This is a genomic window from Kribbella italica (assembly GCF_014205135.1).
Classification (GTDB): Bacteria; Actinomycetota; Actinomycetes; order Propionibacteriales; family Kribbellaceae; genus Kribbella; species Kribbella italica.
Map to the genome: position 1 here is coordinate 2,110,831 of NZ_JACHMY010000001.1, position 24,892 is coordinate 2,135,722.

The 24,892-nt window shown below is 69.5% G+C and carries 22 protein-coding genes; 6 read left to right on the forward strand and 16 right to left on the reverse strand.

The genetic code is table 11. The features are described 5' to 3' along the window. The first annotated feature begins 63 nt into the window (after positions 1-63). The gene (locus HDA39_RS09920; protein ID WP_184794930.1) at positions 64-600 is read left to right on the forward strand and encodes a TetR/AcrR family transcriptional regulator; all 537 of its coding nucleotides are present in this window, start codon (positions 64-66) and stop codon (positions 598-600) included. On the opposite strand, the gene HDA39_RS09925 is transcribed toward HDA39_RS09920, so the two are convergent. Beyond that, positions 597-1,826, reverse strand: coding sequence for an erythromycin esterase family protein (locus HDA39_RS09925; protein WP_184794931.1), 1,230 nt, complete (start codon positions 1,824-1,826; stop codon positions 597-599). The two genes, HDA39_RS09920 and HDA39_RS09925, sit on opposite strands and share 4 nt — an antisense overlap. 117 nt (positions 1,827-1,943) lie before the next feature. On the opposite strand from HDA39_RS09925, the gene HDA39_RS09930 reads away from it, so the two are divergent. Continuing rightward, positions 1,944-5,786 (forward strand): discoidin domain-containing protein, encoded by a 3,843-nt coding sequence (locus tag HDA39_RS09930; protein ID WP_184794932.1) that lies wholly within the window; start codon positions 1,944-1,946, stop codon positions 5,784-5,786. Between the two features lie 14 nt (positions 5,787-5,800). Then, positions 5,801-6,925, forward strand: a complete 1,125-nt coding sequence (locus HDA39_RS09935; protein WP_184794933.1) for a Gfo/Idh/MocA family protein — start codon at positions 5,801-5,803, stop codon at positions 6,923-6,925. A gap of 16 nt (positions 6,926-6,941) precedes the next feature. On the opposite strand, the gene HDA39_RS09940 is transcribed toward HDA39_RS09935, so the two are convergent. From HDA39_RS09940 to HDA39_RS09985, 10 genes are all read right to left on the reverse strand, one after another. Next, a complete protein-coding gene (locus tag HDA39_RS09940; RefSeq protein WP_184794934.1) occupies positions 6,942-7,508 on the reverse strand; it encodes a GNAT family N-acetyltransferase in 567 nt (188 codons plus the stop codon). 26 nt (positions 7,509-7,534) lie between these two features. Next, complete coding sequence (locus HDA39_RS09945; protein WP_184794935.1) at positions 7,535-8,809, reverse strand: ROK family transcriptional regulator; 1,275 nt, start codon at positions 8,807-8,809, stop codon at positions 7,535-7,537. A gap of 65 nt (positions 8,810-8,874) precedes the next feature. After that, on the reverse strand, positions 8,875-9,729 hold the full coding sequence (locus HDA39_RS09950; protein WP_184794936.1) for a TIM barrel protein: 855 nt from the start codon (positions 9,727-9,729) through the stop codon (positions 8,875-8,877). Continuing rightward, positions 9,726-10,991, reverse strand: a complete 1,266-nt coding sequence (locus HDA39_RS09955; protein ID WP_184794937.1) for an enolase C-terminal domain-like protein — start codon at positions 10,989-10,991, stop codon at positions 9,726-9,728. Before HDA39_RS09955 ends, HDA39_RS09950 begins: the two co-directional genes overlap by 4 nt. Further along, complete coding sequence (locus HDA39_RS09960; protein WP_184794938.1) at positions 10,992-11,870, reverse strand: NAD-dependent epimerase/dehydratase family protein; 879 nt, start codon at positions 11,868-11,870, stop codon at positions 10,992-10,994. After that, positions 11,867-12,832, reverse strand: coding sequence for a carbohydrate ABC transporter permease (locus tag HDA39_RS09965; RefSeq protein ID WP_184794939.1), 966 nt, complete (start codon positions 12,830-12,832; stop codon positions 11,867-11,869). The genes HDA39_RS09960 and HDA39_RS09965 overlap by 4 nt, the downstream gene beginning before the upstream one ends. Then, the gene (locus tag HDA39_RS09970; protein ID WP_184794940.1) at positions 12,829-13,749 is read right to left on the reverse strand and encodes a carbohydrate ABC transporter permease; all 921 of its coding nucleotides are present in this window, start codon (positions 13,747-13,749) and stop codon (positions 12,829-12,831) included. Before HDA39_RS09970 ends, HDA39_RS09965 begins: the two co-directional genes overlap by 4 nt. 6 nt (positions 13,750-13,755) lie before the next feature. Further along, complete coding sequence (locus HDA39_RS09975; protein ID WP_184794941.1) at positions 13,756-15,135, reverse strand: ABC transporter substrate-binding protein; 1,380 nt, start codon at positions 15,133-15,135, stop codon at positions 13,756-13,758. Between the two features lie 116 nt (positions 15,136-15,251). After that, positions 15,252-16,034, reverse strand: coding sequence for an alpha/beta fold hydrolase (locus tag HDA39_RS09980; protein ID WP_184794942.1), 783 nt, complete (start codon positions 16,032-16,034; stop codon positions 15,252-15,254). Positions 16,035-16,046: 12 nt separating this feature from the next. Further along, complete coding sequence (locus HDA39_RS09985) at positions 16,047-16,853, reverse strand: dihydrodipicolinate synthase family protein (protein ID WP_184794943.1); 807 nt, start codon at positions 16,851-16,853, stop codon at positions 16,047-16,049. Positions 16,854-16,925: 72 nt separating this feature from the next. Here HDA39_RS09985 and HDA39_RS09990 point away from each other — a divergent pair, with 72 nt between their 5' ends. Both HDA39_RS09990 and HDA39_RS09995 read left to right on the forward strand, forming a co-directional pair. Next, entirely contained in the window at positions 16,926-17,786 is an 861-nt protein-coding gene (locus HDA39_RS09990; RefSeq protein WP_184794944.1) for a LysR family transcriptional regulator, read from the forward strand. A gap of 95 nt (positions 17,787-17,881) precedes the next feature. Then, positions 17,882-18,712, forward strand: coding sequence for a phytanoyl-CoA dioxygenase family protein (locus tag HDA39_RS09995; protein ID WP_184794945.1), 831 nt, complete (start codon positions 17,882-17,884; stop codon positions 18,710-18,712). Here HDA39_RS09995 and HDA39_RS10000 read toward each other — a convergent pair. The 3 genes from HDA39_RS10000 to HDA39_RS10010 form a co-directional block, all read right to left on the reverse strand. Beyond that, positions 18,709-19,779 (reverse strand): DUF4185 domain-containing protein, encoded by a 1,071-nt coding sequence (locus HDA39_RS10000; protein ID WP_184794946.1) that lies wholly within the window; start codon positions 19,777-19,779, stop codon positions 18,709-18,711. The genes HDA39_RS09995 and HDA39_RS10000 overlap by 4 nt on opposite strands. A gap of 107 nt (positions 19,780-19,886) precedes the next feature. Continuing rightward, positions 19,887-20,705 (reverse strand): sulfurtransferase, encoded by an 819-nt coding sequence (locus HDA39_RS10005; RefSeq protein ID WP_184794947.1) that lies wholly within the window; start codon positions 20,703-20,705, stop codon positions 19,887-19,889. After that, entirely contained in the window at positions 20,702-21,355 is a 654-nt protein-coding gene (locus HDA39_RS10010) for a thymidine kinase (protein WP_184794948.1), read from the reverse strand. Before HDA39_RS10010 ends, HDA39_RS10005 begins: the two co-directional genes overlap by 4 nt. Before the next feature lie 90 nt (positions 21,356-21,445). Between HDA39_RS10010 and HDA39_RS10015 the strand changes: the two genes are divergently transcribed. Beyond that, entirely contained in the window at positions 21,446-23,095 is a 1,650-nt protein-coding gene (locus tag HDA39_RS10015; RefSeq protein WP_337925694.1) for a S8 family peptidase, read from the forward strand. Between the two features lie 55 nt (positions 23,096-23,150). On the opposite strand, the gene HDA39_RS10020 is transcribed toward HDA39_RS10015, so the two are convergent. Both HDA39_RS10020 and HDA39_RS10025 read right to left on the reverse strand, forming a co-directional pair. After that, the gene (locus HDA39_RS10020) at positions 23,151-24,272 is read right to left on the reverse strand and encodes an alkaline phosphatase family protein (RefSeq protein WP_184794950.1); all 1,122 of its coding nucleotides are present in this window, start codon (positions 24,270-24,272) and stop codon (positions 23,151-23,153) included. A gap of 5 nt (positions 24,273-24,277) precedes the next feature. Beyond that, positions 24,278-24,892 carry a DUF5998 family protein gene (locus HDA39_RS10025; RefSeq protein ID WP_184794951.1) on the reverse strand — a complete coding sequence of 205 codons (615 nt, stop codon included), beginning with the start codon at positions 24,890-24,892 and terminating at the stop codon, positions 24,278-24,280.

The following is a 24,892-nucleotide window of genomic DNA, read 5'->3' on the forward strand; positions in this document are numbered from 1 at the left end:
ACTCCTTTTCATCTGAATGGATGAAAAGGAGATTATCATCCACTCGGCTGATAATCTAGCCCGATGGACGGACGGACCCTGAACGCCGAACGCAGCAAGGCCGCGCTGCTCGACGCCGCGCTGACCGAGTTCGCCGACCGCGGCCTGGCCGGCGCGCGCGTGATCGAGATCGCCCGGCGGGCCGGGGTGAACAAGCAGCTGATCAGCTACCACTTCGGCGGCAAGCAAGGCCTGTACGACGCGGTGATCCGCGGCTGGCAGGAGCAGGAGCAGACGTTCCGCGCCGAGTCGGTCTCCCTCGCCGACCTGGCCGTCCGCTACCTTGAGGCCGTGACGGCGGACCCCCGCTGGGCGAAGCTGACGGCCCGAGCGATGCTCGACGCCGACGAGACACAAGCGCCCGGCCCTGAGCCCGAGGACGACCCCGACCTCGAAGACCTACGCCGCCGGCAGGCCCGCGGCGAGCTCGCCCCCGACCTCGATCCGGAGGCGGTCATGCTGGCGATCACGGGCATGACGGCCGCGCCGTTCCTCTACGGCCATCTCCCCGACGGGTACGCCGACCAACTGCGTCGCATCGTCGGCCGGCTCACCACCTAGAGCGGCCGCGACGGGCTGGTCGACACGACGTACGCGACCCCGTCGAACTCCTCCGGCAGCAGCGTCGGCGCGAACTGGAACTTGTACGTCCACCGCGCCACGAACGCCCCGAAGCTCCGGAACATCTGCGGCTCCTCCAGCCAGTTCTTGATCTCGCCCGGCGCCTGCGCGACCGTCCGGAGATCCAGGAAGTGGTCGCGCGGATTCGCCGCCTCGAGCAGACCCTCCAGCGAGCTGAACCCGCCGCGATCCAGCTTGTTCACCTCGACCGGCCCACTCCGCGAACCCGCCCACGGCCCCGGCCACGTCCGCCGGGCCCGGAACGCACCCGATCCACCCAGCACCGCGATCGCGTAGTACGCCGACCCGTACCGCTCCCGCAGCTCGCGGCCCATCGGCCGCACCGCAGCGCTCGGCCGGCTCGCGGCGAGATGCCCGTTGTGCGCCCACACCGCGCCCATGAGGTCGTCACCGAGCGCGGTATCCACGGCCTCGGCCATCAGGCGATCCCGTACGCCGAACACCGTCCGCGCCGCTTCCTTGTGCTCCTTCTCCGCGCACACCACCTCGGCGGACCGGACCAGCTGCCGCCCGGCGACCAGGACCTCAGGAGGCGCCGAGTGCTTGTCCAGGAAGCCGACCAGCGCCTCGGCCTCCCGCACCAGCGCCCGCTTCGGATCCGGCTTCGCGCCCGGGCCGGCGTCGATCTCCGCCGCGATTCCCTCGTCGAACAGCTCGAGCCGCTCCGGCGCGTCGGAGACCAGGTAGTCGCGGATGACGTTCAGCGCCGCCGAGCACTTCTGCGGGTCGATCCCGACGAACCCGACCTGCTCGTCCGCGGAACGACCGGAGTTGTACTTCCGCATCCACTGGACCATCGCGACGACCTCTTCGGTCGCCCAGACCCAGAAGCCCAGATCGCTCACCACGGTCGGCGCGTCCCCCGGCCCGCCGCGCACATAAGCGTCGACCGCCACGGCCGCCGACTCGCTCGCTTCCATCAGCAGCACCCGGCACCCGAGCTCGGTGACCAGGAACTCCAGCAGCCGGTGCTTGAGCTGGAAGAACTCCCGCGTCCCGTGCGTGGCCTCGCCGAGCCCGACCACCCGCACGTCGGCGAGCACCTTCCGCAGCGGTTCCAGATCGTCGTACGGCGTACCGGCCTCGACACCGGACAGCGCCCACGCCGTCTCCTCCAGCCACTGCTGCACCCCAGACTCACTCACTCCGGGAGCCTATCCAGCCGACCCTCGAAACCCGTGCAAGCACCACCTCTTGAATAAGTAACACGCATGGTTTAACTTTCAGGCCTCGCTTCCGGCCCGCCACCTGGAGGACTCCCCATGTCCGTACGTTCACGCCTGCTCGCGGGTCTGCTGCCCGCGACGCTGCTGGCCGGAGTGCTGAGCACAGCACCGGCCGACGCGGCCACGATGTACCCGAGCGGCGTCGGTGCCGACCTCGGCGCCACCCCCACGACGCTCGGCGTCGCACCCGCCGCCGGTGCCGATCCCGCCGGTCTGCAGACCGGGACCGAGCAGGGCCGCACGTACTGGCGCACCAACCAGGCCGCCGGCACCGACTGGTTCTCCTTCGACGTCGACCGCGACTACGTCGACGAGCTGACCACCGACGACGTGGTCGTCACCGTCACCTACCTCGACTCCGGCACCGGAACCCTGCAGCTCGAGTACGACGCCGCGGCCGGTCCCGAGACCAGCGCCGACGACGTCACGCTGAAGAACACCGGCCAGTGGCAGACCGGCACGTTCGCGCTCGCCGACATCGAGTTCACCGACCGCCTCGGCGGCGCGGACCTGCGCCTGTCCGGCAGCAGCGACATCACCGTCGCCGGGCTGCGGATCAGTACGGCGGGCGCGACGGTCTCCCTCGGTGCATCGCCCCTGGAGAGCGGGATCTCGGCGCGCGCCGGCGACCGGCCGGAGAACCTGAAGACCGGCGTCCAGGACGGCCGCCCGTACTGGCAGACCGACCGGACCGCGCCCGCACCGGGCACGAACTTCTTCTACCTGAACGTGTCCGACACGTACCTGTACGACAACCGGGGCCTGGTGCTCGTGAGTGTCGACTACTTCGACGAGGGCAACGGTCAGTTCGGCCTGCACTACGACTCCCCTGGTGAGACGATCCCGGAGCGCTTCAAGAACTCCGAGGTCGTCACGTACGGCAACACGCTGACCTGGAAGACCCACACGTTCGCACTGCCGGACGCGGTGATGACGAACCGGTCGAACGGCGCCGACTTCCGGATCCACATCGGCGACGGCGCGGTCGACCTCAAGGTGGCCGCCGTGCGGGTCGCGAAGGTCGCCGGCGCGCTCGACGTCACCGAGGGCCTGAACGACCTGATCGACGAAGCAGCCCGCGCGCACAAGGCCGCCCGGGAAGGCATTCGCGACGGTCAGTACCCAGCCGGCAGCCGCGCGACGCTGCTCGCCGCGATCGACGACGCCCGCGAGGTCGCGGCGACACCTGACGTCACCGACGTCCAGGTCAAGGCCGCGCTCGAGAGCCTGCAGAGCAAGCTCGACGCGTTCACCGCGTCGATCGTCGACACCAACTTCGCGAAGGCCGGTACGGCGTCCGCCAGCGGCGGCACCGGAGCCGCCAACGTCAACGACGGAAACCACGACACCGCCTGGACCGTCGAGGGCGACGCCTGGCTGCAGCTCGACCTGCGCAAGCCCCGCAACGTCAACGACGTCCGTGTCGAGTGGGCGCAGGCCTACTCCCCCGACTACACCGTCCAGGTCTCGAACGACGGGCGGAAGTTCACCACCGTCGGCCGGACCGGATCACCCGGCGCGAACCAGTTCAGCAAGACGCGTTTCGCGACGACCAAGGCCCGCTACGTCCGCGTGGTGATGACCGGCTCCCCGACGTACGTGGTCGAAGAGCTCCAGCTGCGCGAGTCGCCGGTCGTCGTCCCGCAGCCCAAGCTCGTGAACGCCGGTGAGGAAGGGGTGGTCGCCGACTTCGATGCCACCCGGTACGGCGCCGACCGCAGCGGCCGCACGGATTCGACCAAGGACATCCAGAGAGCGCTCTACGCGTGTCAGGACGCCGGCGGCGGCACGGTCTGGCTGCCCAGCGGCAAGTACCTGGTGAAGGACACGCTCGAGGTGCACTCGTTCTGCACGCTGCGCGGCGAGAAGGCCGAGGGCAAGAACTACGGAACCGTGGTGGTCGCCGACCTGGCCTCCGGTGACGACGGCCCGAGCCTGTTCCGCATCGGCGGTTCGGCCGGCGTGATCGGCGTGACCACCTGGTACCCGCGGCAGAGCGCGACCCAGCCGGTCCCGTACAACTACACCTTCGAGATCCCCGGCGGCGCCTGGATCGGCAACGAGAACTACATGATGGCGACCGTCCAGGACGTCACCCTGCTCAACTCCTACCGCGGTATCGGCATCAGCACGATGCCCAACGACCGCGGCAACGCGCCCAGCTCCGGGCAGGTGCACGAGTCCAGCACGATCCGGAACATCCGGGGTACGGCTCTCTTCGAGGGCGCTCGCGCCTACAACGGCGCCGACGTCGGCACCTGGGAGAACGTGACCTTCAGCAACGCGTACTGGTCGCAGGCCCCGGCCGCCTTCAAGCCGCCGAGCCGGGCCGCGCTCGACACCTGGACCCGTGCCAACGGGACCGGGCTCGTGCTCGGCGACCTCGAGTGGGACCAGTTCCACAAGATCACGCTGTCGGACTACAAGGTCGGCATCCACGTCGTCGCCGGACAGCGGGCGCAGTTCACCGGCAGCTTCCTGGAGCCCGACATCCGCCGTACCGGCACCGGCGTGCTGGTCGACGTGATCGATGACCGGTGGGGCATGACGCTGGCCGGCGGTCGTGTCGAAGGCACGCAGGCGATTCAGAACAACGCCCGCGGCTATGTGAAAGTCACCGGCACGCAACTGCAGGGCACGCAGTCCGGGATCATTCACCAGATGTCTGGCGTCGCGCCGACGTACACGCAGAAGCCGCTGCCCGCTCCGGCGCGCAAGAGCCTGACGGTTGTCGACGCGCCGCACGGCGTCGGCTACCTTCCGGCGGCGGACGCGACCAGGACCGTTCAGAAGGCGCTGGACAAGGCCGGCCGCAACGGCGGCGGCATCGTCTACCTGCCCGCGGGCTGGTACCGGATCAGCACTCACCTGAGCGTCCCGGCCAACGTCGAACTGCGTGGCGCTTCCGCCGTACCGAACCGGGATCAGGGCGGTGCCAGCGGCGGCACGGTCCTGCACGCCTTCGAGGGCCGCGGCACCACCGCACCCGACACGGCCACCGCGCTCGTCACGCTCAACGGCGCCAAGTCCGGCGTACGGGGGCTGCGGGTCTTCTACCCCGAGCAGAACCCGGGCGTCGCCGAAGGCATCGTCGCCTACCCGTACGCCGTCCGCGGCAAGGGCAGCCACACCTACGTGATCAACGCCGGCTTCCCGAACGCCTGGAACGGGATCGACTTCACCACCCACCGCAACGACCACTTCGTCGTCCGCAAGGTCGCCGGGGCGTTCTTCGACCACGCGATCGCGGTCGGCAAGAGCACCGGCGGCCGGATCGAGGGCGTGCTGTCCAACGGCAACGCGGTCACCCGGATCGGCTACCAGCAGCCGTACTGGATGAACGAGGGCAGCATCTTCGAGCTGGTGATCGACAAGTACATGCGCAAGCAGGCCACGATCGTCACCGTCGACGGCGCCACCGGGCTGACCTTGTTCAACGTCTTCGCGTACGGGTTCCACGACGGGCTGGTCGTGAACGACGGGCAGGTCGACGCCTTCAACCTGGGCACCGACAACCTCGGCACGGACGGCTACACGGTCAAGGTGGTCAAGGGCGACGTCGAGGCGACCAACCTGGCCCGCTACAACGGCGCCACCAGCACCGGTCCGGTCACCCTGCACAACGTGATGGTGATCAACGTCGTCCAGCACGCGGTGTCGGCCCAGGCCGACGGCAACGGCACGGTGAAGGTCCTCGGCAACGAGTCCGAGCCGGGCACGTACGAAGTTGGCGCGCAGGTGACCGTGACGGCGGCGCCCGCATCGGATAACGTTTTCCAGAACTGGACCGTGAACGGCGAAGTGGTCTCGACCAGTGCGTCGTACACCTTCACCGTGACCGCGGACCAGGTACTGACCGCGCACTTCACCACCGAATAGCAGCAAGGAGCGAGATGGCTGACTCGACGACGCCGCACCAGGTCGCGATCGTGGGCTGCGGCATCATCGGACGCACCCACGCCGACACCGTCAGTGCCCGGCCCGACGCCACGGTCACCGCCCTGGTGGACGTGGACCCGGCCGCGGCCAAGGCCCTGGCCGCCCGGCTGACCGAGGCCGGGCACCCGGAGCCGAAGGTGTACGGCGATCTGGACGCGGCGGTCGCCGGGTCGGACGTCTCGCTGGTCGCGGTCTGCGTGCCGAGCGGTACGCACGCCGTGATCGCGGAGCAGGCGCTGGAGCACAAGTTGCACGTCGTCATCGAGAAGCCGCTCGACGTCGACGTCGCGAAGGGCCGTCGCCTCGCGGCGGCGGCCACCCGCGCGGCGAGTCACGGCGTGGTCTGCTCGGTGATCAGCCAGCACCGGTTCGACCCGGGCAGCGCGATCGTCGCGGAGGCCATCCGCGCCGGGCGCTTCGGGACGCTCACCTCGGCGGTCGCCTCGGTGGCCTGGTGGCGCAGCGACGAGTACTACGCGTCCGCCGGCTGGCGTGGGACGTGGGCGCAGGACGGCGGTGGGGCGCTGATGAACCAGGGCGTGCACACCCTCGACCTGCTGCTGTGGTTCATGGGCCGGCCGGTCACCATCCAGGCCCAGGCGATCCGCGCGGCGCACCACGCGATCGAGGTGGAGGACACGCTGGTCGCCACGTTCACCTTCGAGAACGGCGCGGTCGCCACGCTGCACGCGACCACCGCGGCGTACCCCGGCGGCCGGACCCGGATCTCGGTGCACGGCACCGAAGGCGGCGCCGAGGTCGAGGACGACGTGCTCCGCCGTTTCAATGCCGACGGCAACAAAGAGGACCTCCCGGTCGACGAGCAGTCGTCCAAGGAGGCCGGGAGCCAGCAGCTGTCGACGAACGGCCACAGCAGGCAGTACGCCGACATCCTGGATGCCGTGAGCAACGGTTCACAGCCGGGCATCAGCGTGCAGGATGGCATCGAGGCCCTGGCCGCGGTCCGGGCCGTCTACATCGCGTCGACCCTGCAGCGCCCGGTGAAGTTCGAGGACGTCCTGGAAGGCAAGTACGACGACGTCGACGTCTCCCGCGGCGTCGGCCTCCCGCCGGTGTGATCGAGCGGGCGAGCCGTCACACCGACGGCTCGCCCGGCTCCCGCTCGTTCAGGATCCGGTGGTACAGGTTGCTGTCGCGCCAGGCGCCGTTGATGTGCAGGTAGTTCCGCGCGAACCCGTACTGCTCGAAGCCGCACTTCTCCAGCACCCGCTGGGACCGCACGTTGTCGTGGTTCGTGCTCGCCGCGATCCGGTGCAGCAGCAACACCTCGTCGGCCAGCCGGCACACCGCGTCCAGCGCCGCCGTCGCCAGCCCGCGCCCGGTCTCGGCGACATCCACCCAGTACCCGACGTCCCCGTTGCGCCACGCGCCGTGCACGATGTTCGACAGCGTCGCCGTACCGATCACCCGGTCCCCCTCGGCGAGCACCCACGGCACCAGGTTGTCCTTCTCCAGCAACACCGCGAACCGCTCCGCGTGGAAGTCCGCGTTGTACCACTCAGCCGCCCGCCGCGGCTCGAACGGCACCAGCTGCTCGCGGCTGCGCTCTTGCGCCTCGGCGAACGACGCGCCGTCCTCGGGACGGACCAGCCGGAGCTGGACGGTAGCGGTCAGGGACACAGTGAGGGCAGAGGAATCCACCTCGGCATCCTAGATCGGCGCCCGATCTACTTCGGCAGCCGCCGGGCCTGGCTCGAACCTCCCACCCGCGGCGTGAACGCGTCGTGGAAGATCGTCGACGCGGCACCGACCGCGGCGGCGTCGGTCTGCAGCATCGACTCCTCCACCGCGACCGTCCGGGTGCCTTTCGCGATCGGGAAGGAATTCACCGCCCGGTCGATTTCGGAAAGCAGCGTCGCCGCGATTTCCTTTTCGTACGCCGGGCCGCCGACAACGATCAGGTCGATATCCAGCAGGTCGACCATCCCGACCGCACCCTGCGCTATCACCCGGGCCACCTGGGTGACCGCTTTGCGCGCGGCGTCGTCGCCAACGGCTGCGGCTTTGCAGACCGCTTTGTAGCGTTTCGCCTCGTCGGTCGCGCTCGCGTCGGTCTCGACATATCCGAACCCGGCCGCGATCACCGGCAGTGACGCGGTCGGGTTGCACTCGGCCATCATCCGCGGGCCGCCCTCGCCGTCCCACTCCCCCATCCGCAGCGCCGCCAGCTGGCCGAACTCGCCGGCGTTCGCGGTCAGGCCGCGGTAGATCGAGCCGTTGAGGATCAGCCCGGAACCGACCCCGGTGCCCAGGTAGAGGTAGGCGAAGTCGCGGGCCCGCGCCGAGCGGCCGATCCAGCGCTCGCCGATCGCGGCCGCCGAACCGTCCTTCTCGACCAGGACCGGGTGGTTGAGCTTCTGCTGCAGCAACTGGCGGATCTCGAGCCCGCGCCAGGCCGGCTGCAACGGGAGATCGAGCAGCGTGCCGTCGGCGTTGATCGGGCCCGGTACGGCGACGCCGACGCCGAGCAGCGACGCGGTGTCGACCTGGCTGATGCTGATCGCGGCCGTCACCGTGGCGGCGACCAGGTCGACCAGACGGTGCGCGTCGAGGTCGGCGGCGAGGTCGACGGTCTCGCGCCGGACGATCGTGCCGTCGAGGTCGACGACCGCGACCGTCAGCAGCTCGGGGTCGATGTGGATGCCGACCGCGTGCGCCGCGTTCGACCGCAGGCGGACCGGCGTACGGGGTTTGCCCAGGCGTTCGGCGCGTTCCTGCGCCTCCTCGACGAGCAGTCCCTGCTGCAGCAGCACTCGCAGGATCCGAGAGACCGACTGCTGGGTTAGGCCGGTCCGCCGGGAGATCTCGGTGCGGCTGATGATGCCGGCCACCCGGATCGTCTCGATGATCACGGCCTCGTTGAAGGAGCCCAGGTCGTACTGGTTCGCCCCCGATCGGGTCGGTTCGTCCAGCACCGCCGAGTCACTGTCTGGCGTGACCATCGCCCACCTCCCTTGTCGCGTTCTTCCCCGCTGGTGTCGATTTCTTTCCGCACCCGCCGAAACGATCAGCGCAGATCGTACCCCGCCGCCCGCGCGACGGCGGTGAGGTATTCGAGATTGTTCAGCGTCCTTTCCGGCAAAGGCAGCACGGTGGAGAAATCCTCCACCGCGACCCACCCGTCGTAACCGGTCGCGGCCAGCCGGCCGAACAATTCCGGCAACGACGCCCGGCCTTCGCGCAGCGGGACCCATTTCGGCTCCCAGCGCAGCGTCCCGTCGCTTTCCACCGCGGACAAGTGCCACGCGCAGTTCTTCACGTGCACGTGAGCCAGGTACTCACCGAGCAGGTCCAGGCCGTGCTCCTCATAGCCCTCGATCACCAGGTTGCCGATGTCGTGGATCACGCCGACGTACGCCGGGTCGAGCCCTTCGAGCAGCCGCCGGGCCGCCGACGCGCTCGGCGTCAGCGTCTCGTGGTGCAACTCGACGAGCGCCTGTACGCCGTACTGACGCGCCTTGTCCTCGACCCACTCCCAGTGCTCCCGGCACGCCGCGAACGCCTCCCGGTAGGTCTGGCCCGGCTCGACCTTCAGCCCGGCGATCCGGACCCGGCCCGCACCGAGCGCGGCCGTTGCCGCGAGCATCCGTTCGGTGTCGGCCCGCCGCGTCGGCGGCACGTAGCCGCCGAGCGCTGAGAACTCCAGACCCGCGCCGGTCGTGATCGCCGCGATCTCGTCCAGGCTCTCCTCGAGCCCGGTCAGCGGCCAGGTCGCGCGGTTCCCCGACCAGAAGCCGGAGCCGCCGGGGTCCTGGTCGGTGATCCGCCACTCGATCCCGTGCCAGCCCTGCGCGGCCAGGATCTCGGCCGCCTCGGCCGGGGTCCAGCCGGGCGTCGACGCGGTGAACACGGAGAACTTCACGGAGCCTCCAGGGCCCCGTCGATCCGCCGTACGCCGGCCGCCCACTCGTCGTGCCCGGACAGCTGCGCCGGGTACCGCGCGGCCGCGGCCTCGTCGATCTCGATGCCCCAGCCGGGCGCCTCGTTCGGGGTCAGCCACCCGTCCTTGATCCGCAGCGTGCCGGGGAACACCTCGTGCGTCGCGTCGTTGTAGAGGTGTCCTTCCTGGATGCCGAAGGCCACCGAACTGACGTCGAGGGCAACGTTGGCCGCGGCCCCGATCGGCGAGGTGTCGCCCGGCCCGTGCCACGCGGTCTTCACACCGCACAGCTCGGCCAGGTCGGCCAGCTTCCGCGCCGGGGTCAACCCGCCGATGTCGGAGACGTGCGACCGGATGAAGTCGACGCCGCCGTCACGGACCAGCCGGACGGCGTCGCCCATCGACGTGGTCAGCTCGCCGACGGCCAGCGGCACCGGCGACGCCGCCCGGACCTCGGGCAGCCGGTCCCAGTGCTCCGGCGCGAGCACGTCCTCGAGGAAGAACAGCCGATACGGCTCCAGCGCGCGAGCCAGCAGCACCGCCTCCTTCGGCGTGAGCCGCGAGTGCGTGTCGTGCAGCAGCTCGATGTTGTCCGGCAACGACTGCCGGGCCGCGGCGAACAGATCCGGCGTGGTCCGCAGATAGTCCCGGGCCGACCAGCCGTTGTGGTACGGCGAGTCCGGATACAGCGTCGCCAGCCGCGGCGCGCCGTACCCGCCGCCACCCGGTGTGGAGACCTGGAGCCGGATGTGCCGCCAGCCCTGCGCGACGAGCTCCTTGGCGTGCTCCAGGCACTGCTCGATGGTGATGCCGCTGGCATGGATGTAGGTGTCGGCCGCCGCGCGGACCTTGCCGCCGAGCAGCTCGTACACCGGCATCCCGGCCCGCTTGCCGGCGATGTCCCACAGCGCCTGGTCGATCCCGGAGATCGCGTTGTTGGTCACCGGGCCACCACGCCAGTAGCCGGAGAAGCCGGCCAGCCGGGTCAGGTCGCCGATGTCGCCGGGGTAGCGCCCGACCAGCAGCCGGGCCAGGTGCTCGTCGACGAACGTCTGCACCGCCTTCCAGCGCTGGGTGAAGGTCGCGCAGCCCAGCCCGTACAGACCAGGCTCGGTGGTGTCGATCCGGACCACCACCAGCGGGATGCCTTGTGGTGCCGTCACGATCGCCTTGACCGCGCGGATCCGGACGTCGTCGCGGACCGGCCAGGGCTGGGCGAAGGTGGCGGGCGTTTCCTGCGGCATTCAGGTCTCCAGTCGGTCGGTCGGCAGGTCCAGCTCGTGCCGGGCCTGGAAGCCGAGCACGGTCCGGGCGGCGGTCAGGTCCATCGGTACCTCGCGGCCGGCGAACCGGCGCAGCCTCGGCACCCGCGGCGCGAACGCGTCGAGCAGGTCCTCGGTCGCGAACGGCGCGTTCGTCGTACCGGCCGCGACGAACAGCGTGTGCTGCCCGGACAGTTGCGCGGTCAGGCTCAGCTCGATCGCGTACGCCGCGTCGCGGGTGTCCAGGTAGCTCCAGCCCTCCCGGACGCCGGCGACCGGGTTCGTCCGGAACCCGTCGGACTGCCGGCGCAGCACGTCGGGGCTGTTGACGTGCGGGAACCGGAGCGACACGACGTCGATCCCCCAGTGCCGCCACGCCATCCGGGCGGTGTTCTCGTCGTTCTGCTTGGACAGCGAGTACCAGTCGTCCACGTCCGACGGGATCTTCTCGTCCAGCGGGTAGTACGCCGGCAGCACGTCGTGATGGTTCATCGGTACGCCGTACGCGTTGATGCTGCTGGCCACCACCGCGCGCCCGATCCCCAGCGCGCCCGCCTGGGCGAGCACGTTGAAGGTCGAGATCACGTTGCCGGTGTAGACGTCGTACGGCGTACCGGAGTCGCGGTGGGCCAGCGCGGCCAGGTGCACGACCAGGTCCGCGCCCTCCAGCGCCGTCGCGACGTCCTCCTCCGACCGGGTGTCACCGATGACCACCCGGTCGGCCTTCAGTGCTGGGTCCTCGACGATGGTGAGCGCCGTGACCAGCGCGCCCAGCCCGGACAGGTGCTCGGTGGTGACCGACCCGATCCGGCCGGCCGCACCGGTCACCAGCACCCGTCGTCCACTCAACAACGAACTCACTCCTTGATCCCTCCCGACATCCCGACTCCTCTGAGGAACTGCTTCTGGAACACCAAGAACAGCACCACGGGGACCAGGACCGCCAGGAACAACGCACTCATCTGCAGCGAGATCTCCGTGCTCTCCGCCACTCGGGGCAGCGCGACCGAGATCGGCTGCAGCTTCGGGTCCGGCAGGACCAGCAGCGGCCAGAGGTAGTCCTTCCACGACCCGATCACGGTCAGCAGCGCGACCACGCCGAGAATCGGCTTGGACAGCGGCAGGATCAGCGACGTGAACAGCCGGACGTTGCCCGCGCCGTCGATCCGCGCGGCCTCGATCAGTTCCCGCGGGATCGCGTCGAAGTAGCGCTTCATCACCAGGATGTTGAACGCGCCCGCCGCCTGCGGCAGCCAGACCGCCCAGAAGGTGTTCTGCAGGTTCACCCCGAGGACCGGCATCTTCAGGATCGTCAGGTAGAGCGGGACCAGCGAGATCACGCCGGGCAGGAACAGCGTGGCCAGCACCGCGCCGGTGATGACCGGTCCCCACTTCGGCCGCAGCACGCTGAGCACGAAGGCGCCCGTCGTACAGACGAACAGCGTGGACAGCAACGAACCGATCGCGATGATCGCCGTGTTGCCCAGGTACGAGCCGATCTGGACCTTCGTCCACGCGTTCGGCAGGTTCGCCCACTGGATCCCGCTCGGCCACAGCTCCATCGGGCCCTGAAGGATGTCCTGGCTGGTCGACAGCCCGGACTTGAGCAGCCACAGCAACGGTCCGACGCCGGCCACCAGGACGCCGATGAACAGCAGTACCTGGACGGTCGGCAGACCGTAGCGGATCAGCGGCCGGCGCCGGTCCGCGGTCGAGATGATGCCGCGTTCCTGGGCTTCCGCCGTACGGCGGCTGGTGCGTCGGGCCGGGGCCGCGTCGTCCGGCGCGGCCGCGACCTGTTCGGTGATCGGGAGACTGGTCATGTCGTGCTCCAACGCCGGGTGAGGAAGTGGTACACGACCGACAGCACGCACAGCACCCCGGCCAGCAGCACGCTGAGCGCGGTGGCGGCACCGAAGTCGCCGTTGATGAACGCGTAGCGGTAGATCAGCAGCAGGATCGTGGTGGTGGCGTTGTCCGGACCGCCGCCGGTGAACAGGAACGGCTCGGTGAAGACCTGGAACGTCCCGATCAGCTGCAGCAGCATCATGATCAGGATGATTCCGCGGATCTGCGGCAGCGTGACGTGCCAGACCCGCGACCAGATTCCCGCGCCGTCCAGCTCGGCCGCCTCGTACAGCTCGGTCCGGACGCCGGTCAGCGCGGCCAGGTAGATGATCGCGGTCGCGCCCGCGCCGGCCCAGGTCGCCTCGAGCACGATCGCCGGCATCGCCAGGTTCGGCGAGTTCAGCCACGACAGTGGATCGATGCCGAACCAGCCGAGGATCGTGTTGAAGACGCCGGTCCCGCTCGGGTCGTAGAAGAACTTCCAGAGCAGGATCGCGGCCACCGGTGGGACGACCGCCGGCAGGTAGGACAGCACGTTGTAGAGCCAGCCGGTGGTCCGCAGCTCGCTGATGAAGACCGCGAGGAACAGCGGCACCGGGAAGCCGAAGATCAGCGCCAGGACCGCGAAGTACAGCGTGTTGAGCGTTGCCTGCGGCAACTGCGGATCGGCCAGCACGTAGCTGAAGTTGGACCACCCGACCCACTCGGGGGTGGTGACGAGGTTGTTCTTCTGGAAGCTGAGCACCAGCCCGCGCACGATCGGGCCCCAGGAGAAGTACAGGAAGATCAGCACCAGGGGCAGTGCGAAGAAGATGGCGCTCAGCCCGCCGGAGCGGTACCAGGTCAGCAGACCCCGGCGGGACTGGGCATCGTTGCGGATCGACAGGGCCATGGTGGGCTACCGCGCCAGGCGGGCGTCGATCTTCGAGGCGGCATCGGTGAGGAGTTTGTCGATGTCCGCGTCCTTCTTGGTCAGCACCTGCTGCACGACCGGGTCGAGCAGGGCGTAGACCTCCTGGCCCTTGTTGGACGGCTCGGGCAGCAGCTTGAGGCTGGTGGTGGAGTCGATGTAGCCCTGGAACTGCTTGACCGGGACGTTGCTGTACGGCTCACGCCACTTGTTGTACTGGTCGTACGTCGCCTGGCTGAGCGGCGTGATGCCCGGACGGCCGACGAAGCCCTTGTCGGCGATCGTCTCCTTGGCGTTCTGCACCGCGAGCTGCTCGTTGGTGTACTTGTCGAAGTCCTGCGACTTGATCCACTTCAGCGCCGCGACGATCTCGTTCTTGGACGCCTTCGGGTTGATCATCTTCAGCGAGCCACCGGTCAGCGTGCCGTGCGGGCCGCCGTCCTGCGGGAGCGCGCCGTGACCGTAGTCGGCCGGCTTCATGCCGAAGTTCTTCACCGCCATGTCGTAGGCGTCCGGCGCCTGCAGCACCATCCCGATCTTGCCGGCCGCGAAGTCCTGGCGGATCTCCTCCTGGTTGTAGAGGAAGTTGCTGCCCATCGCGTTGTCGGTCCAGCGCATGTCCTTCAGCAGCTGCAGCGCCTTCTTCGTCGGCGCGTCGTTGAAGGTCGACTTCTTGCCGTCCTGGCTCTGGACCGTGCCGCCCAGGCTGTAGGTCATCGTGGTCAGCATCCAGCCGCCGGTGTTGTCCTTGGTCAGCTGCGCGTACCCGGCCTTGCCGGTCTTCTCGGTGATCTGCTTGGCGTACTGGCGGACCTCGTCCCAGTTCGCCGGCGGCTTGTCCGGGTCGAGCCCGGCCTGCGTGAACAGCGCGCGGTTGTAGGCCAGCCCGACCGAGAACACGTCGATCGGTACGCCGTAGATCCGGCCCGCGTCGTCCTGGACGATCTTCAGCGTCTGCGGGTTGAGGTCCTTGGTCAGGTCGACCAGCTTCAGCTCGTCGGTGATGTCCGGCAGCTGCTTGTTCGGGATCATGTTGGCCGGCTCGGTGAAGCTGATGTTCATCACGGTCGGGAGCGAGCCACCTGCCACCTGAGCCTGGAAGGTCTGCGCGTCCCACTTCGTCTCGGTCGACTTGACCGTGATGTTCGGGTTCTCGGTCATGAACTTCTTGACGTTGCGGTCGAACGCCGCGATGTCGTTCGGCTTGTCGGGGGTCGGGCGGTCCCCGATCGTGATCGTCACCGGCGCGCTCTGGTCGACAGCGCCACCGCTGTCGGCGGCGGGCGTCGTACCGTCCGCGCAGGCTGCCGCCGTCAGCAGCAGGGCCGCGGACGTCAGCGCCGCGGCACACCTAGCCGTTCTCGTCATCGGAACTCCTCAGGGGGTGTGGGCTGGGCCACAGTAGGTCCAAGTTCCGAGTAAGTTAAACCATGCGTGTTACTTTATCAACGGCTGGTTCGGTCACGGTTCGGCACAGCGGTGGATCAGGTGTCGAGGGCACCCATCGGCATGAACTTGCGCGCCTGCTCGTCGGCCAGGAAGTCGATCAGCAGCTGGTTGACCAGGCCCGGCTTCTCCAGCGGCAGCCCGTGCGAGGCCCCTGGTACGACGGCCAGTTGCGCGGCGGGGAGCGCCTTCGCGATCTCCAGGCTGTGCTCGATCCGTACGCCGTCGTCGTCGCCCTGCATCACCAGGACCGGCATGGTCAGCCGCTTCGCCAGCTCGCCCAGGTCGAGATCGGGCATCGTCCGCCACATCTCGGCCCACTTCGCGAACACGACGTCGAAGTGCCCCGGCCCGTCCGGCGCCAGCATCTCGTACTGCGCACGGAACGCCGTCGCCAGCTGCTCGAGCCCTTCGTCGGTCATCAGCTGCGCAGCCGCGGGCGTCTGACCGGCCCGCGTGAGCTCGGCGCCGATCAGGACGAGCTTGCGGACCAGGTCCGGCCGGGCCACCGCGAGCCAGGCGCCGAGCTTGCCGCCGTCGCTCCAGCCGATCACGTGCGCCGGCCCGATCTCCAGCCGCTCGACGAACGCGACGAGATCGGCGGTCAGCAGGTCCATCGTGACCGGGCCCTCGACGTCCGGCGTCCGGCCGTGGCCGCGGCGCTCGGGAACGATCACGGTGTAGTGCTGCGCGAGCGCGGCGAGCTGGGCGACCCAGCTCTCGCCGTTCACGCCACCACCGTGCAGGAGGATCACGGGCTCGCCTTCGCCCTCGACCTCGAAGTAGGTCAGCACTCCCCCGGCCTCGACGTACTGGCCCACCACAACCACCTCTCAGCTCACCGGCATCTGCTCCACCATCTTCGCCGCCAGCAGTGGCAGCCGGACACCGGGCGTCGGGATCTCGCCTCGCGCGTGCAGAACGGCCTTGATCACCGTCGGGTTCGGCTCGGCGAACAACGCCTTCGACAGACCCACCAGCTCACGCCCCAGCCGACGTCCGGTCGTCAGGTCGCCGGTGCGCCAGGCGTCGGTCATCGCGACGAACTTCGCGGTCTCCAGGTGAGCCGAGGCGAGGATCCCGCCGTGCGCACCCAGTGCGAGCATCGGCGCGATGAACGGATCGTCTCCACCCAGTACGGCGAAGTCGTCCGGCAGCTCCCCGCTCAGGAACAGCATCGTCTCGTCGTCGATCCCGCCGGCGGCGTACTTGATCCCGGCAACGTTCGGCAGCTCGGCGATCTTCCGCAGCGTCTCGGCGCTCAGCGACTGACCAGTGCGGTACGGGACGTGGTAGACGACCAGCGGGACCGGGCTCTCGAGCTGCCGGAAGTACTCCAGCACGCCCGCCTCTCCCGGCCGGACGAACGGCGGTACCAGACTCAGCCGAGCATCACCCCCGTTGCCTCCAACAACCAATGTCACCTCCCTGGCCTGACAAACCCGCGCGACCGTCTCCACCACCGCTTGCTGCTCGGCCGCCGTCAGACTCCCCGGCTCACCGGTCGTCCCCAACGCGACCAGTCCGCTCGCGCCGTCCCTCAGCACCCGCTCCGCCAGTGCCTCCAGCGCATCGAGCGCAACGTCACCTTCTGCGTCGAACGGAGTGATCAGCGGAACGAAGACACCAGTGAGGTTCATGGAAGCCAGCCTGCTCGGCGTCTGACCCTAAGGTCCAGCTCACATCTCTAGCCTGATGCTTAAGCTGTTCTTATGCTCGATGTCCGCCGCCTGCGGCTGCTCCGCGATCTCGCCCAGCTCGGCACGATCACCGCGGTCGCCGACGCGCACACCTACACGCCGTCCGCGGTCTCCCAGCAACTCACCGTCCTGGAGCGCGAAGCCGGCACCCGCCTGCTCGAACGCACCGGCCGCCGCGTCACCCTGACACCCGCGGGTGAGCGGCTCGTCCAGCACGCCGAGAAGATCCTCGCCGCGCTCGAGGAGGCCCAGGCCGATCTGGCCACGACCGAGCTCACCGGCCCGCTCCGCATCGGGGCCTTCCCGACCGCCGTACGGGCCCTTCTGCCGTCGACCCTCGTCCGCCTCGCCCGGGATCATCCCCGCCTCGACCTGACCGTCACCGAGCTCGACCCGGCCGGCGCGCCGCGAGAGCTTCGGGAGCGGCGCCTGGATGTTGCCTTGGTCAACGATTACGACGTGATGCCGGCCGTCGAAGCCGGTGAGACCCAGCCGCTGCTCGACGAGACGGTCTACCTCGCGGTCCACGGAGCTGAACGGTCCGTCGCCGACGCGGAGGGCTCACCGTGGATCGCCGGGACTCCCGGTACCGCGTGCCACGCGGTCACGCTGCACGTCTGCCGAGCCGCCGGCTACACGCCACGCATCCGCCACACCGCGGACGACTTCGACGCCGTCCTGGCGCTGGTCGCCGCCGGTCAGGGCGTCTCGCTCGTCCCGCAACTCGCCGCGGGATCACCGCCGGACGGCGTCACGCTGGTCCCGCTCGCGATCCGCCGCCGGACCAGCGTCGCCTACCGCGGCGGAGCCGCCAGGCATCCGGCGATCGCCGCCTTCGTCGCCGCTGTCCGGGACGCCGCCACGGCGTACTGACCGGTCGGTGGAAAGAGGTTCGCAACCTTTTGCTCCCGCTCGGCAACTTACTAGGTAGACCGGGCGATGGGGCCCGGCGGACCGAGAGGTAGGACATGCCAGCGGTGAACGACGTCGACGTGAACGGATTCTGGGAGAACGGCTGGACGATCGTGCGCGGGGTCTACTCCCCCGACGACATCCAGCGGCTCCGCGAGGCCGCGCACTGGTCCCGGAAGAACTTCGGTGGTGACCTGCTCGCCAACCCACGGCTGCGCGAGGTGCTGACCGACGGCACCTTCGTGAAGATCGCCCGGCAGATCCTCGGCGAGGACAAGATCGTCTACACCGGCGACAGCGCGTTCACCGTCAACGGCGTCCAGCGCGGCTTCCACAAGGACAACGCCGACCGGGTCGACCCGAACGCTCCCGACTGGAAGGGTCGGTACACGATCCTGCGGTTCGGCATCTACCTGCAGGACCACTACCGCCACACCGGCGGCCTGAACCTGCGCCACCAGTCGCACAACACGCCCGACCTGAAGGTCGGCGACAACGTCTACGTCCGCACCCGGGTCGGCGACGTCGCGGTCTGGAGTCTGCGCACCACCCACAGCGGCAACGGCACCCTGCTGCGCTTCCCGAAGTCGAAGGCGCCGCTGCCCCACCAGCACGACAAGTTCCCGAAGTGGCTGGTCGCGAGCAAGGACGGCGACCGGATCGCCCTGTTCGCCGCCCTCGGTCTCGACGACGCCCACATGAGCCGCTACGTCGACTACCTGAAGACCCGCAAGTACATGGTCGAGATCTGGGGCAGGTCCCGCTACGACCAGGCCGCCCTCACCGCCGCGAGCAAAGCCGGCCTGATCGTCCGCGACGTCCCCCGCGAGGTCGCCGACGACCCGACCGCCGGCCAGCACACCGACTACGCGGCCCTGCCTTACTAGCCGAAGCCGCGGACGCGGAACTGCATCGCTCGGTAGGGCCAGCCGGCGTCGGTCTTCCACTGGCTCACCGAGAGATGCAGGTCGCTCAGCGTCGACCCCGGGATGATGTAGCCGCCGTACAGCTGGGCGACGTGGTTGTCGTTCTCCTGGCCCCAGGTGCCGCCGTAGATGAGGGTCTGGCGGTTGGCGGTGTAGAGGTTCGACGTCGGGGTGTCCATGATGATGCCGTCGATGCGGTAGTCGCCGGCGTTGAACCAGGTCAGGATCCACTTGCCGCCGAGCGGGCGCAGGCAGAGCTCGCCGAAACTGCCGGTCAGGATCGGGGTGGCCGGGTTGCCCCAGGCCCAGACGCCGTCGCGGAACCCCCAGGGCTCGTACGCCGCGGGGTTGGCGATCTGGTTGCTGCGGACCCGCTTCAGGATGATCGGCTTGTTGCGCTGGAAGCCGGTCGAGTACACGTACACGTAACCGTCGCTGCCCTCACCCCAGGTGATGCACTGGAACAGGCCGCCGTCGATGTTCGGCTGGAACTTCGCGCCGGTGTGGTACCAGCTCGCGCCGGAGTTGTCGCTGCGCCAGATCTCGGTCCAGACCACGTTGCCCAGGCCCTTGTTGACCATCGCGTGCAGGTACATCGACCCGCCGATCGTGATCACGTCCGACGGCAGCACGGTCGAGAACGTCGGGTTGTCGTGCGGGTAGTCCCACAGCTGCTGGGCCGCCGCGCCACCGACCGCGCCCGACCACTTCACGCCGCTGTTCAGATCGGTCGTCGTCGACCACAACGCGACCGGCGAACGCCACCACCCACCGCCGACGCGTGCCTCCTCGAAGGTGTCGCCGAACATGAACAGCATCCGCCCGTCCGGCGTCCGGACCGGGATCCCGAGGTCGGTCGCCGCCATCCGGAACCGGTCGGTCAGCCCGGGCCCGGTCAGATCGGCGACCTTGTTCGTCGTCACCGCCTGGACGCCGGCCCCGCCGCTCACGGCGGCGGACGCGGTTCCTGGTACTGCGGCCAGCACACCGGCACCGGCGGCGGCTTTCAAAAACGTCCTGCGGTCCATGGCGACTCCTCCAGGGGCGGATGGGAAATCGATTTCTCCCGAGCCTGGTACCCCAGAACTGCCAAGTCAAGGACTCAGCCAGGCGTTACCACCCTGGTCGAAGAGTGTCAGTCCTTGCCGGTGGCGACTGGCCTCGAGGGATCGGTGATCCACTCCGACCACGAACCCACGTACACCGGCGCGTCCACCCCGGCGATCTCCAGCGCGAGCGCTTCATGCGCCGCGGTCACACCGGACCCGCAGTACGCACCCACCGGCTGCGACCCATCAGCACCCAACGCCGCAAACCGTTCACGCAGCTCCTCGGCGGGCAGGAAGTGCCCATCGGCGGAGACGTTCCCGGTGGTCGGCGCGTTCACCGCACCCGGAATGTGCCCGGCCACCTTGTCCATCGGCTCGACCTCACCGGCGAACCGCTCGGGAGCGCGGGCATCCAGCAGGACACCTCCCGAGGCGATGCCGGCAGCACCGTCTGCATCAAGTACTCGAAGGCTTCCAGGAACAGCTTCGAAATCACCCTGAGCATCCGCCGGCAGCGCCGTACTGACCTCTCCCCCAGCGGCTTTCCACGCTTCGAAACCCCCGTCGAGGACCCGCACGTCCGCCACCCCGAAGTACCGCAGCACGAAACGCGCCCGTGCCGCCGCCATTGAGTTGGCCGCGTCGTACACGACGACCACCGACTCGCCGGAGATGCCGGTCCGCCGCACCAACTCCGTCACCACGCTTGCGGAAGGCAACGGATGCCGCCCGCCCTCACCCGGCGGACCGGCCAGGTCGGTGTCCAGGTCCACGAAGTACGCCCCAGGCACATGCCCGGCGTCGTACGCCTCCCGTCCAGGCGGTCCCATCAGGTTCCACGTCGCGTCCAGCACGACCACACCTGATGCAGCGCGCAGCTCGGCCGCGGTGATCAACGGGCTCATGATGCAGAACCTCCGAACGGGAGTACCTCGGGAGACAGCGTGGCCCGCGCCCGCGCCGTGGTCAGCCGGCGCCGGTGGTGCCGTCGGCAGAGTACTTCGTACGCGACCTCGTGGTCGTCCTGCTCGATGTCGCCGACGACCAACTGGTCGCCCTCGGTCACCATCTCGCCGCCGATCGTCCGCGCGTTGTGGGTTGCGCGCTCACCGCACCAGCACAGCGCCTCGACCTGGAGCAGCTCCATCCGGTCGGCCAGCTCGACCAGTCGCGCCGAGCCGGGGAACATCCGCGCCCGGAAGTCGGTCAGGATGCCGAAGCAGAACACGTCGACCTGCAGCTCGTCGACCAGCCGGGCCAGCTGCTCGACCTGCTCGGGCTGGTAGAACTGCGCCTCGTCGCAGACCGCGTAGTCGATCCGGCCGCCGTGGGTCAGCTCACCGACGACGTAGTCCCAGAAGTCGAAGTCCGGGCGGACCTCGATCGCCTCGGCCGCCAGGCCGAGCCGCGACGACAGCACGTTGTCGCCGGCCCGGTCGTGGCTGGTGAAGATCCGCCCCAGCCGGCCGCGGGCCCGATGGTTGTGATCCATCTGCAGCGCGAGGGTGGACTTGCCACAGTCCATGGTCCCGGTGAAGTAGAGGAGCTCAGCCACGGGCGCCCATCCTGCCAAAGTCGCTTGCGGGTCAGTAACGCCGGGGGGCGTCGGCTTTCGTTCTGGACCCTCGTCAGGTTCTACTGGGTCGTGCGCAAAGCTCTGCTGTCCGCCCTTTCCTTCGCCCTCCTCCTGACGACGACCGCCCTGCCGGGCCCGGCCGTCGCCGTACCGGTCCGGGCCGAGGCGGGGTTGCGCGCGTACTTCGTCCTCACCGCCCCGAAGCAGACCGCCGCGGTGACGTCGGCGATCACCGGGAACGGCGGCACCGTCTTCGCGGCGTACGACGGGATCGGCGTCCTCGTCGTGCACTCGGCGACCGCCGACTTCGCCACCAAGCTGCGCGGCGTCAGCGGCGTCCAGAAGGTCGGAGCGACCCGGACGTCGGACCTCCCGGCCGAGGTCGCCAACCCGCCGGTCCCGCCGGCCCCGGCCGAGTCCCCGGACGATTCGCCGGAGGTCCCGCGCCCCGACATGCAGCAGATCGGCGCGGACCAGGCCTGGGCGGTCAACCAGGGATCGAAGGCGATCACCGTCGGCGTCCTGGACACCGGTGTCGACGACCAGCACCAGGACCTGAAGGCGAACTTCGACGCGTCCCGGTCGGCGTCGTGCGCGTACGGCAAGGCCGACACCCGGCCCGGTGCCTGGCGGCCGGTCGGCGAGCACGGCACGCACGTGGCCGGCTCGATCGGCGCGGCCAAGGACGGCAAGGGCATGGTCGGTGTCGCGCCGGGCGTCCGGATCTCCTCGATCCGCGTCGCCGAGCCGGGCAAGCAGCTGTTCTTCCCGGAGAACACGGTCTGCGCGTTCGTCTTCGCCGCCGACAAGGGCGTCTCGGTCACCAACAACAGCTACTACACCGACCCGTGGCTGTTCACCTGCCCGACCGACCCGGACCAGGACGCGATCGCCGAGGCCGTCCGCCGTTCCGTCGCGTACGCCGACAGCAAGGGCGTCGTCAACGTCGCCGCGGCGGGCAACGAGGACTACAACCTGGCCGCGAAGTCCAGCGACGACACCAGCCCGAACGACTCGACGCCCGGGCAGCGGACGATCAACGACGACTGCCTGAGCCTGCCGACCGAGCTGCCGAACATGATCGTGGTCGCCTCGGTCGACGGCGGCAGCGCGAAGTCGAGCTTCTCCAACTACGGCAGCGGCAAGATCACGATCGCGGCGCCCGGTGAGGACGTGTACTCCACCATCCCGGGCGGCGGCTACCAGAGCCTGGACGGTACGTCGATGGCCTCGCCGCACGTCGCCGGCGTGGTCGCTCTGCTGCGCAGCGCGAACCCGAAGCTCAACCCCGAGCAGGTCCGCGACCGGCTCGGCGCCCAGGCCAACGACCTCGCCTGCCCGGCCGCGTCCGGCGGTGAGTGCACGGGTTCGGAGGCGAACAACTCGTACTACGGCGAAGGCCTGGTCGACGCGGCCGAGGCGGTCGGTGCTTCGACGAAGACCCCGACGTCCGGGGTGACGATCACCAAGCCGAGCGAGCAGCTCGGGATCGGCGGGCTGCCCGCCGTACCGCTGCTGATCAAGGGCCTCAGCAGCAAGGGCGAGATCGGCTACACCGCGACCGGCCTGCCGCCCGGCCTGAAGATCGACCCGGAGCGCGGCTGGATCACCGGCGTCCTGACCCCGGGCGCCGGACGGTACAAGGTCAGCGTCCGAGCCCAGGACGGCGGCGGCCGCGATGCGACCTCGACGTTCTTCTGGAACGTCTGGAGCTTCTGACCCCGCCAGCTCACCCGCACGCCGCCCAACAAGTACCAGCGCCCGCCGAGGTCTCCTACCCCGCGTCGATCAGCAGGGGAATCGCCATCTCGTCCTCGGTCAGCGAGCCGTGCATGCCGATCAGCCCGGCCTCCTGCGGGAAGCGCGTCCCCGCGACCAGCGCGACCTGACCGAGCGACGCGACCACGATGTCGCCGATCCGCGGGCCGACCCGCTCCTCGACCGGCCCGAACCACCCGCGGTCAGCCGCCTCCGACCGCGACAGCACGAGCGCCCGATCGCCCAGCAGCTCGCGGTAGCGGTCGGCGACGTACGGCTCGGCGCCCGGGATGCAGTACAGATGCCGGAACCGCGACTCCCCGCCGATCAGCCGAAGCCCCTCGGTCAGCGTCGGGTCCGCGTCCAGATCGATCCGGTCCTCCGGCGCGACGTCGACCATCCCGTGATCGGCGACGACGACCAGTACGGCGTCCCGCGGCAGCGCCGACCGCACGCGCTGCGCGAACGAGTCGGCGGCGGTCAGCTCCTTGCGCCACTGCCAGGACTCACAGCCCTGCATGTGCCCGGTGTAGTCGAGCTGGGAGTCGTACACGTAAACCAGCGACGAGCTCCCCTCGCGGCTGGCGAACCTGGTCGCGTCCAGCCGGTCCTCGATCGTGTCCGCGCCACGATGCGCACTCCCCCGGAACGCCGCCGCGGTCAGCCCGGACTTGTCGAAGCGGGCCTTGCTCACGTTCCGCGTTGCCACCCCCGCGGCCGCGACCCGCTCGAACACGGTCGGGTGCGGCTGCCAGCGCCGCGGATCCACCGGCGCGTCCCAGGCCAGGGCGTTCAGCAGAGCGCCGGTCTCCGGCACGATCGACGAGTACCCGACGATCCCGTGCGCGCCCGGCGGCAGCCCGGTGCCGAGGCTGGTCAGGCTCGCCGCGGTCGTCGACGGTACGCCGGCGGTCAGCGCGCGAGCGGTCAGCGAGCTGAGGTACGGCGCTTGCTCGGGATGGCGACGCAGCAGGTTCCAGCCGAGACCGTCGAGCAGCAGTACGGCGTACCGGCTCGCCTCAGGCAGTTCGAGCTGATTCCGCTCACCCGGCACCGAGAGCGCACCGGCGACCGAGGGCAGGACGTCGGCGAGCGACCCGCCGCCGTACGCGGGCAGTGTCGGCGTCGGGTCGCTCACGACGGCTACTTCGTCGTCGCGAAGGACAGCGCCGCGGCGAAGTCGAGCACCTGCTGGATGCCGGCCGGGCCGTCGGCGGCCGCGCTGATCCGCAGCGAGATGTCGTCGGCGGCCACAGAACCGGTGTAGCCGTGGTCGGCCTCGCAGTTCGGGTCGGCGCAGACGGCCGGCTCGAGGTCGATCCGATTCACCATGCCCCAGCCGATCGTGAGCACGACCTCGCCACCGGCCGAGGCCGGGTCGGCCTTGGTCGAGGCGTACGCCGACGGGTTCGGGACGACGCGGTTCACCACGACGGCGTTCACCCGGTCGAGCGGGATCGCCTCGGTCGAGGTGGACGCGTACGGCGCCCGGATCAGGTCGTCCGCGGCGTGCTCGTCGGTGTGCCCGACGATCAGCCGGGTCGGGGTGAGCGCCAGGATGGTGATGTGGCGCCGGACCTCGTCACGGTCGAAGGTCGGCTCGTGCTGGAGCACGAAGGCCCGGATCGGCTCGCCGGCGATCGCGATCGCCAGCGAGTCCGTCACGACGTCGGGGTAGTAGCCGCACCGGTCGATCGCCTCGCGCAGAGCGGCAGAGGCGTCCGTGAGCTCCGGGACCGGCGCATTCAGGTCACGCAT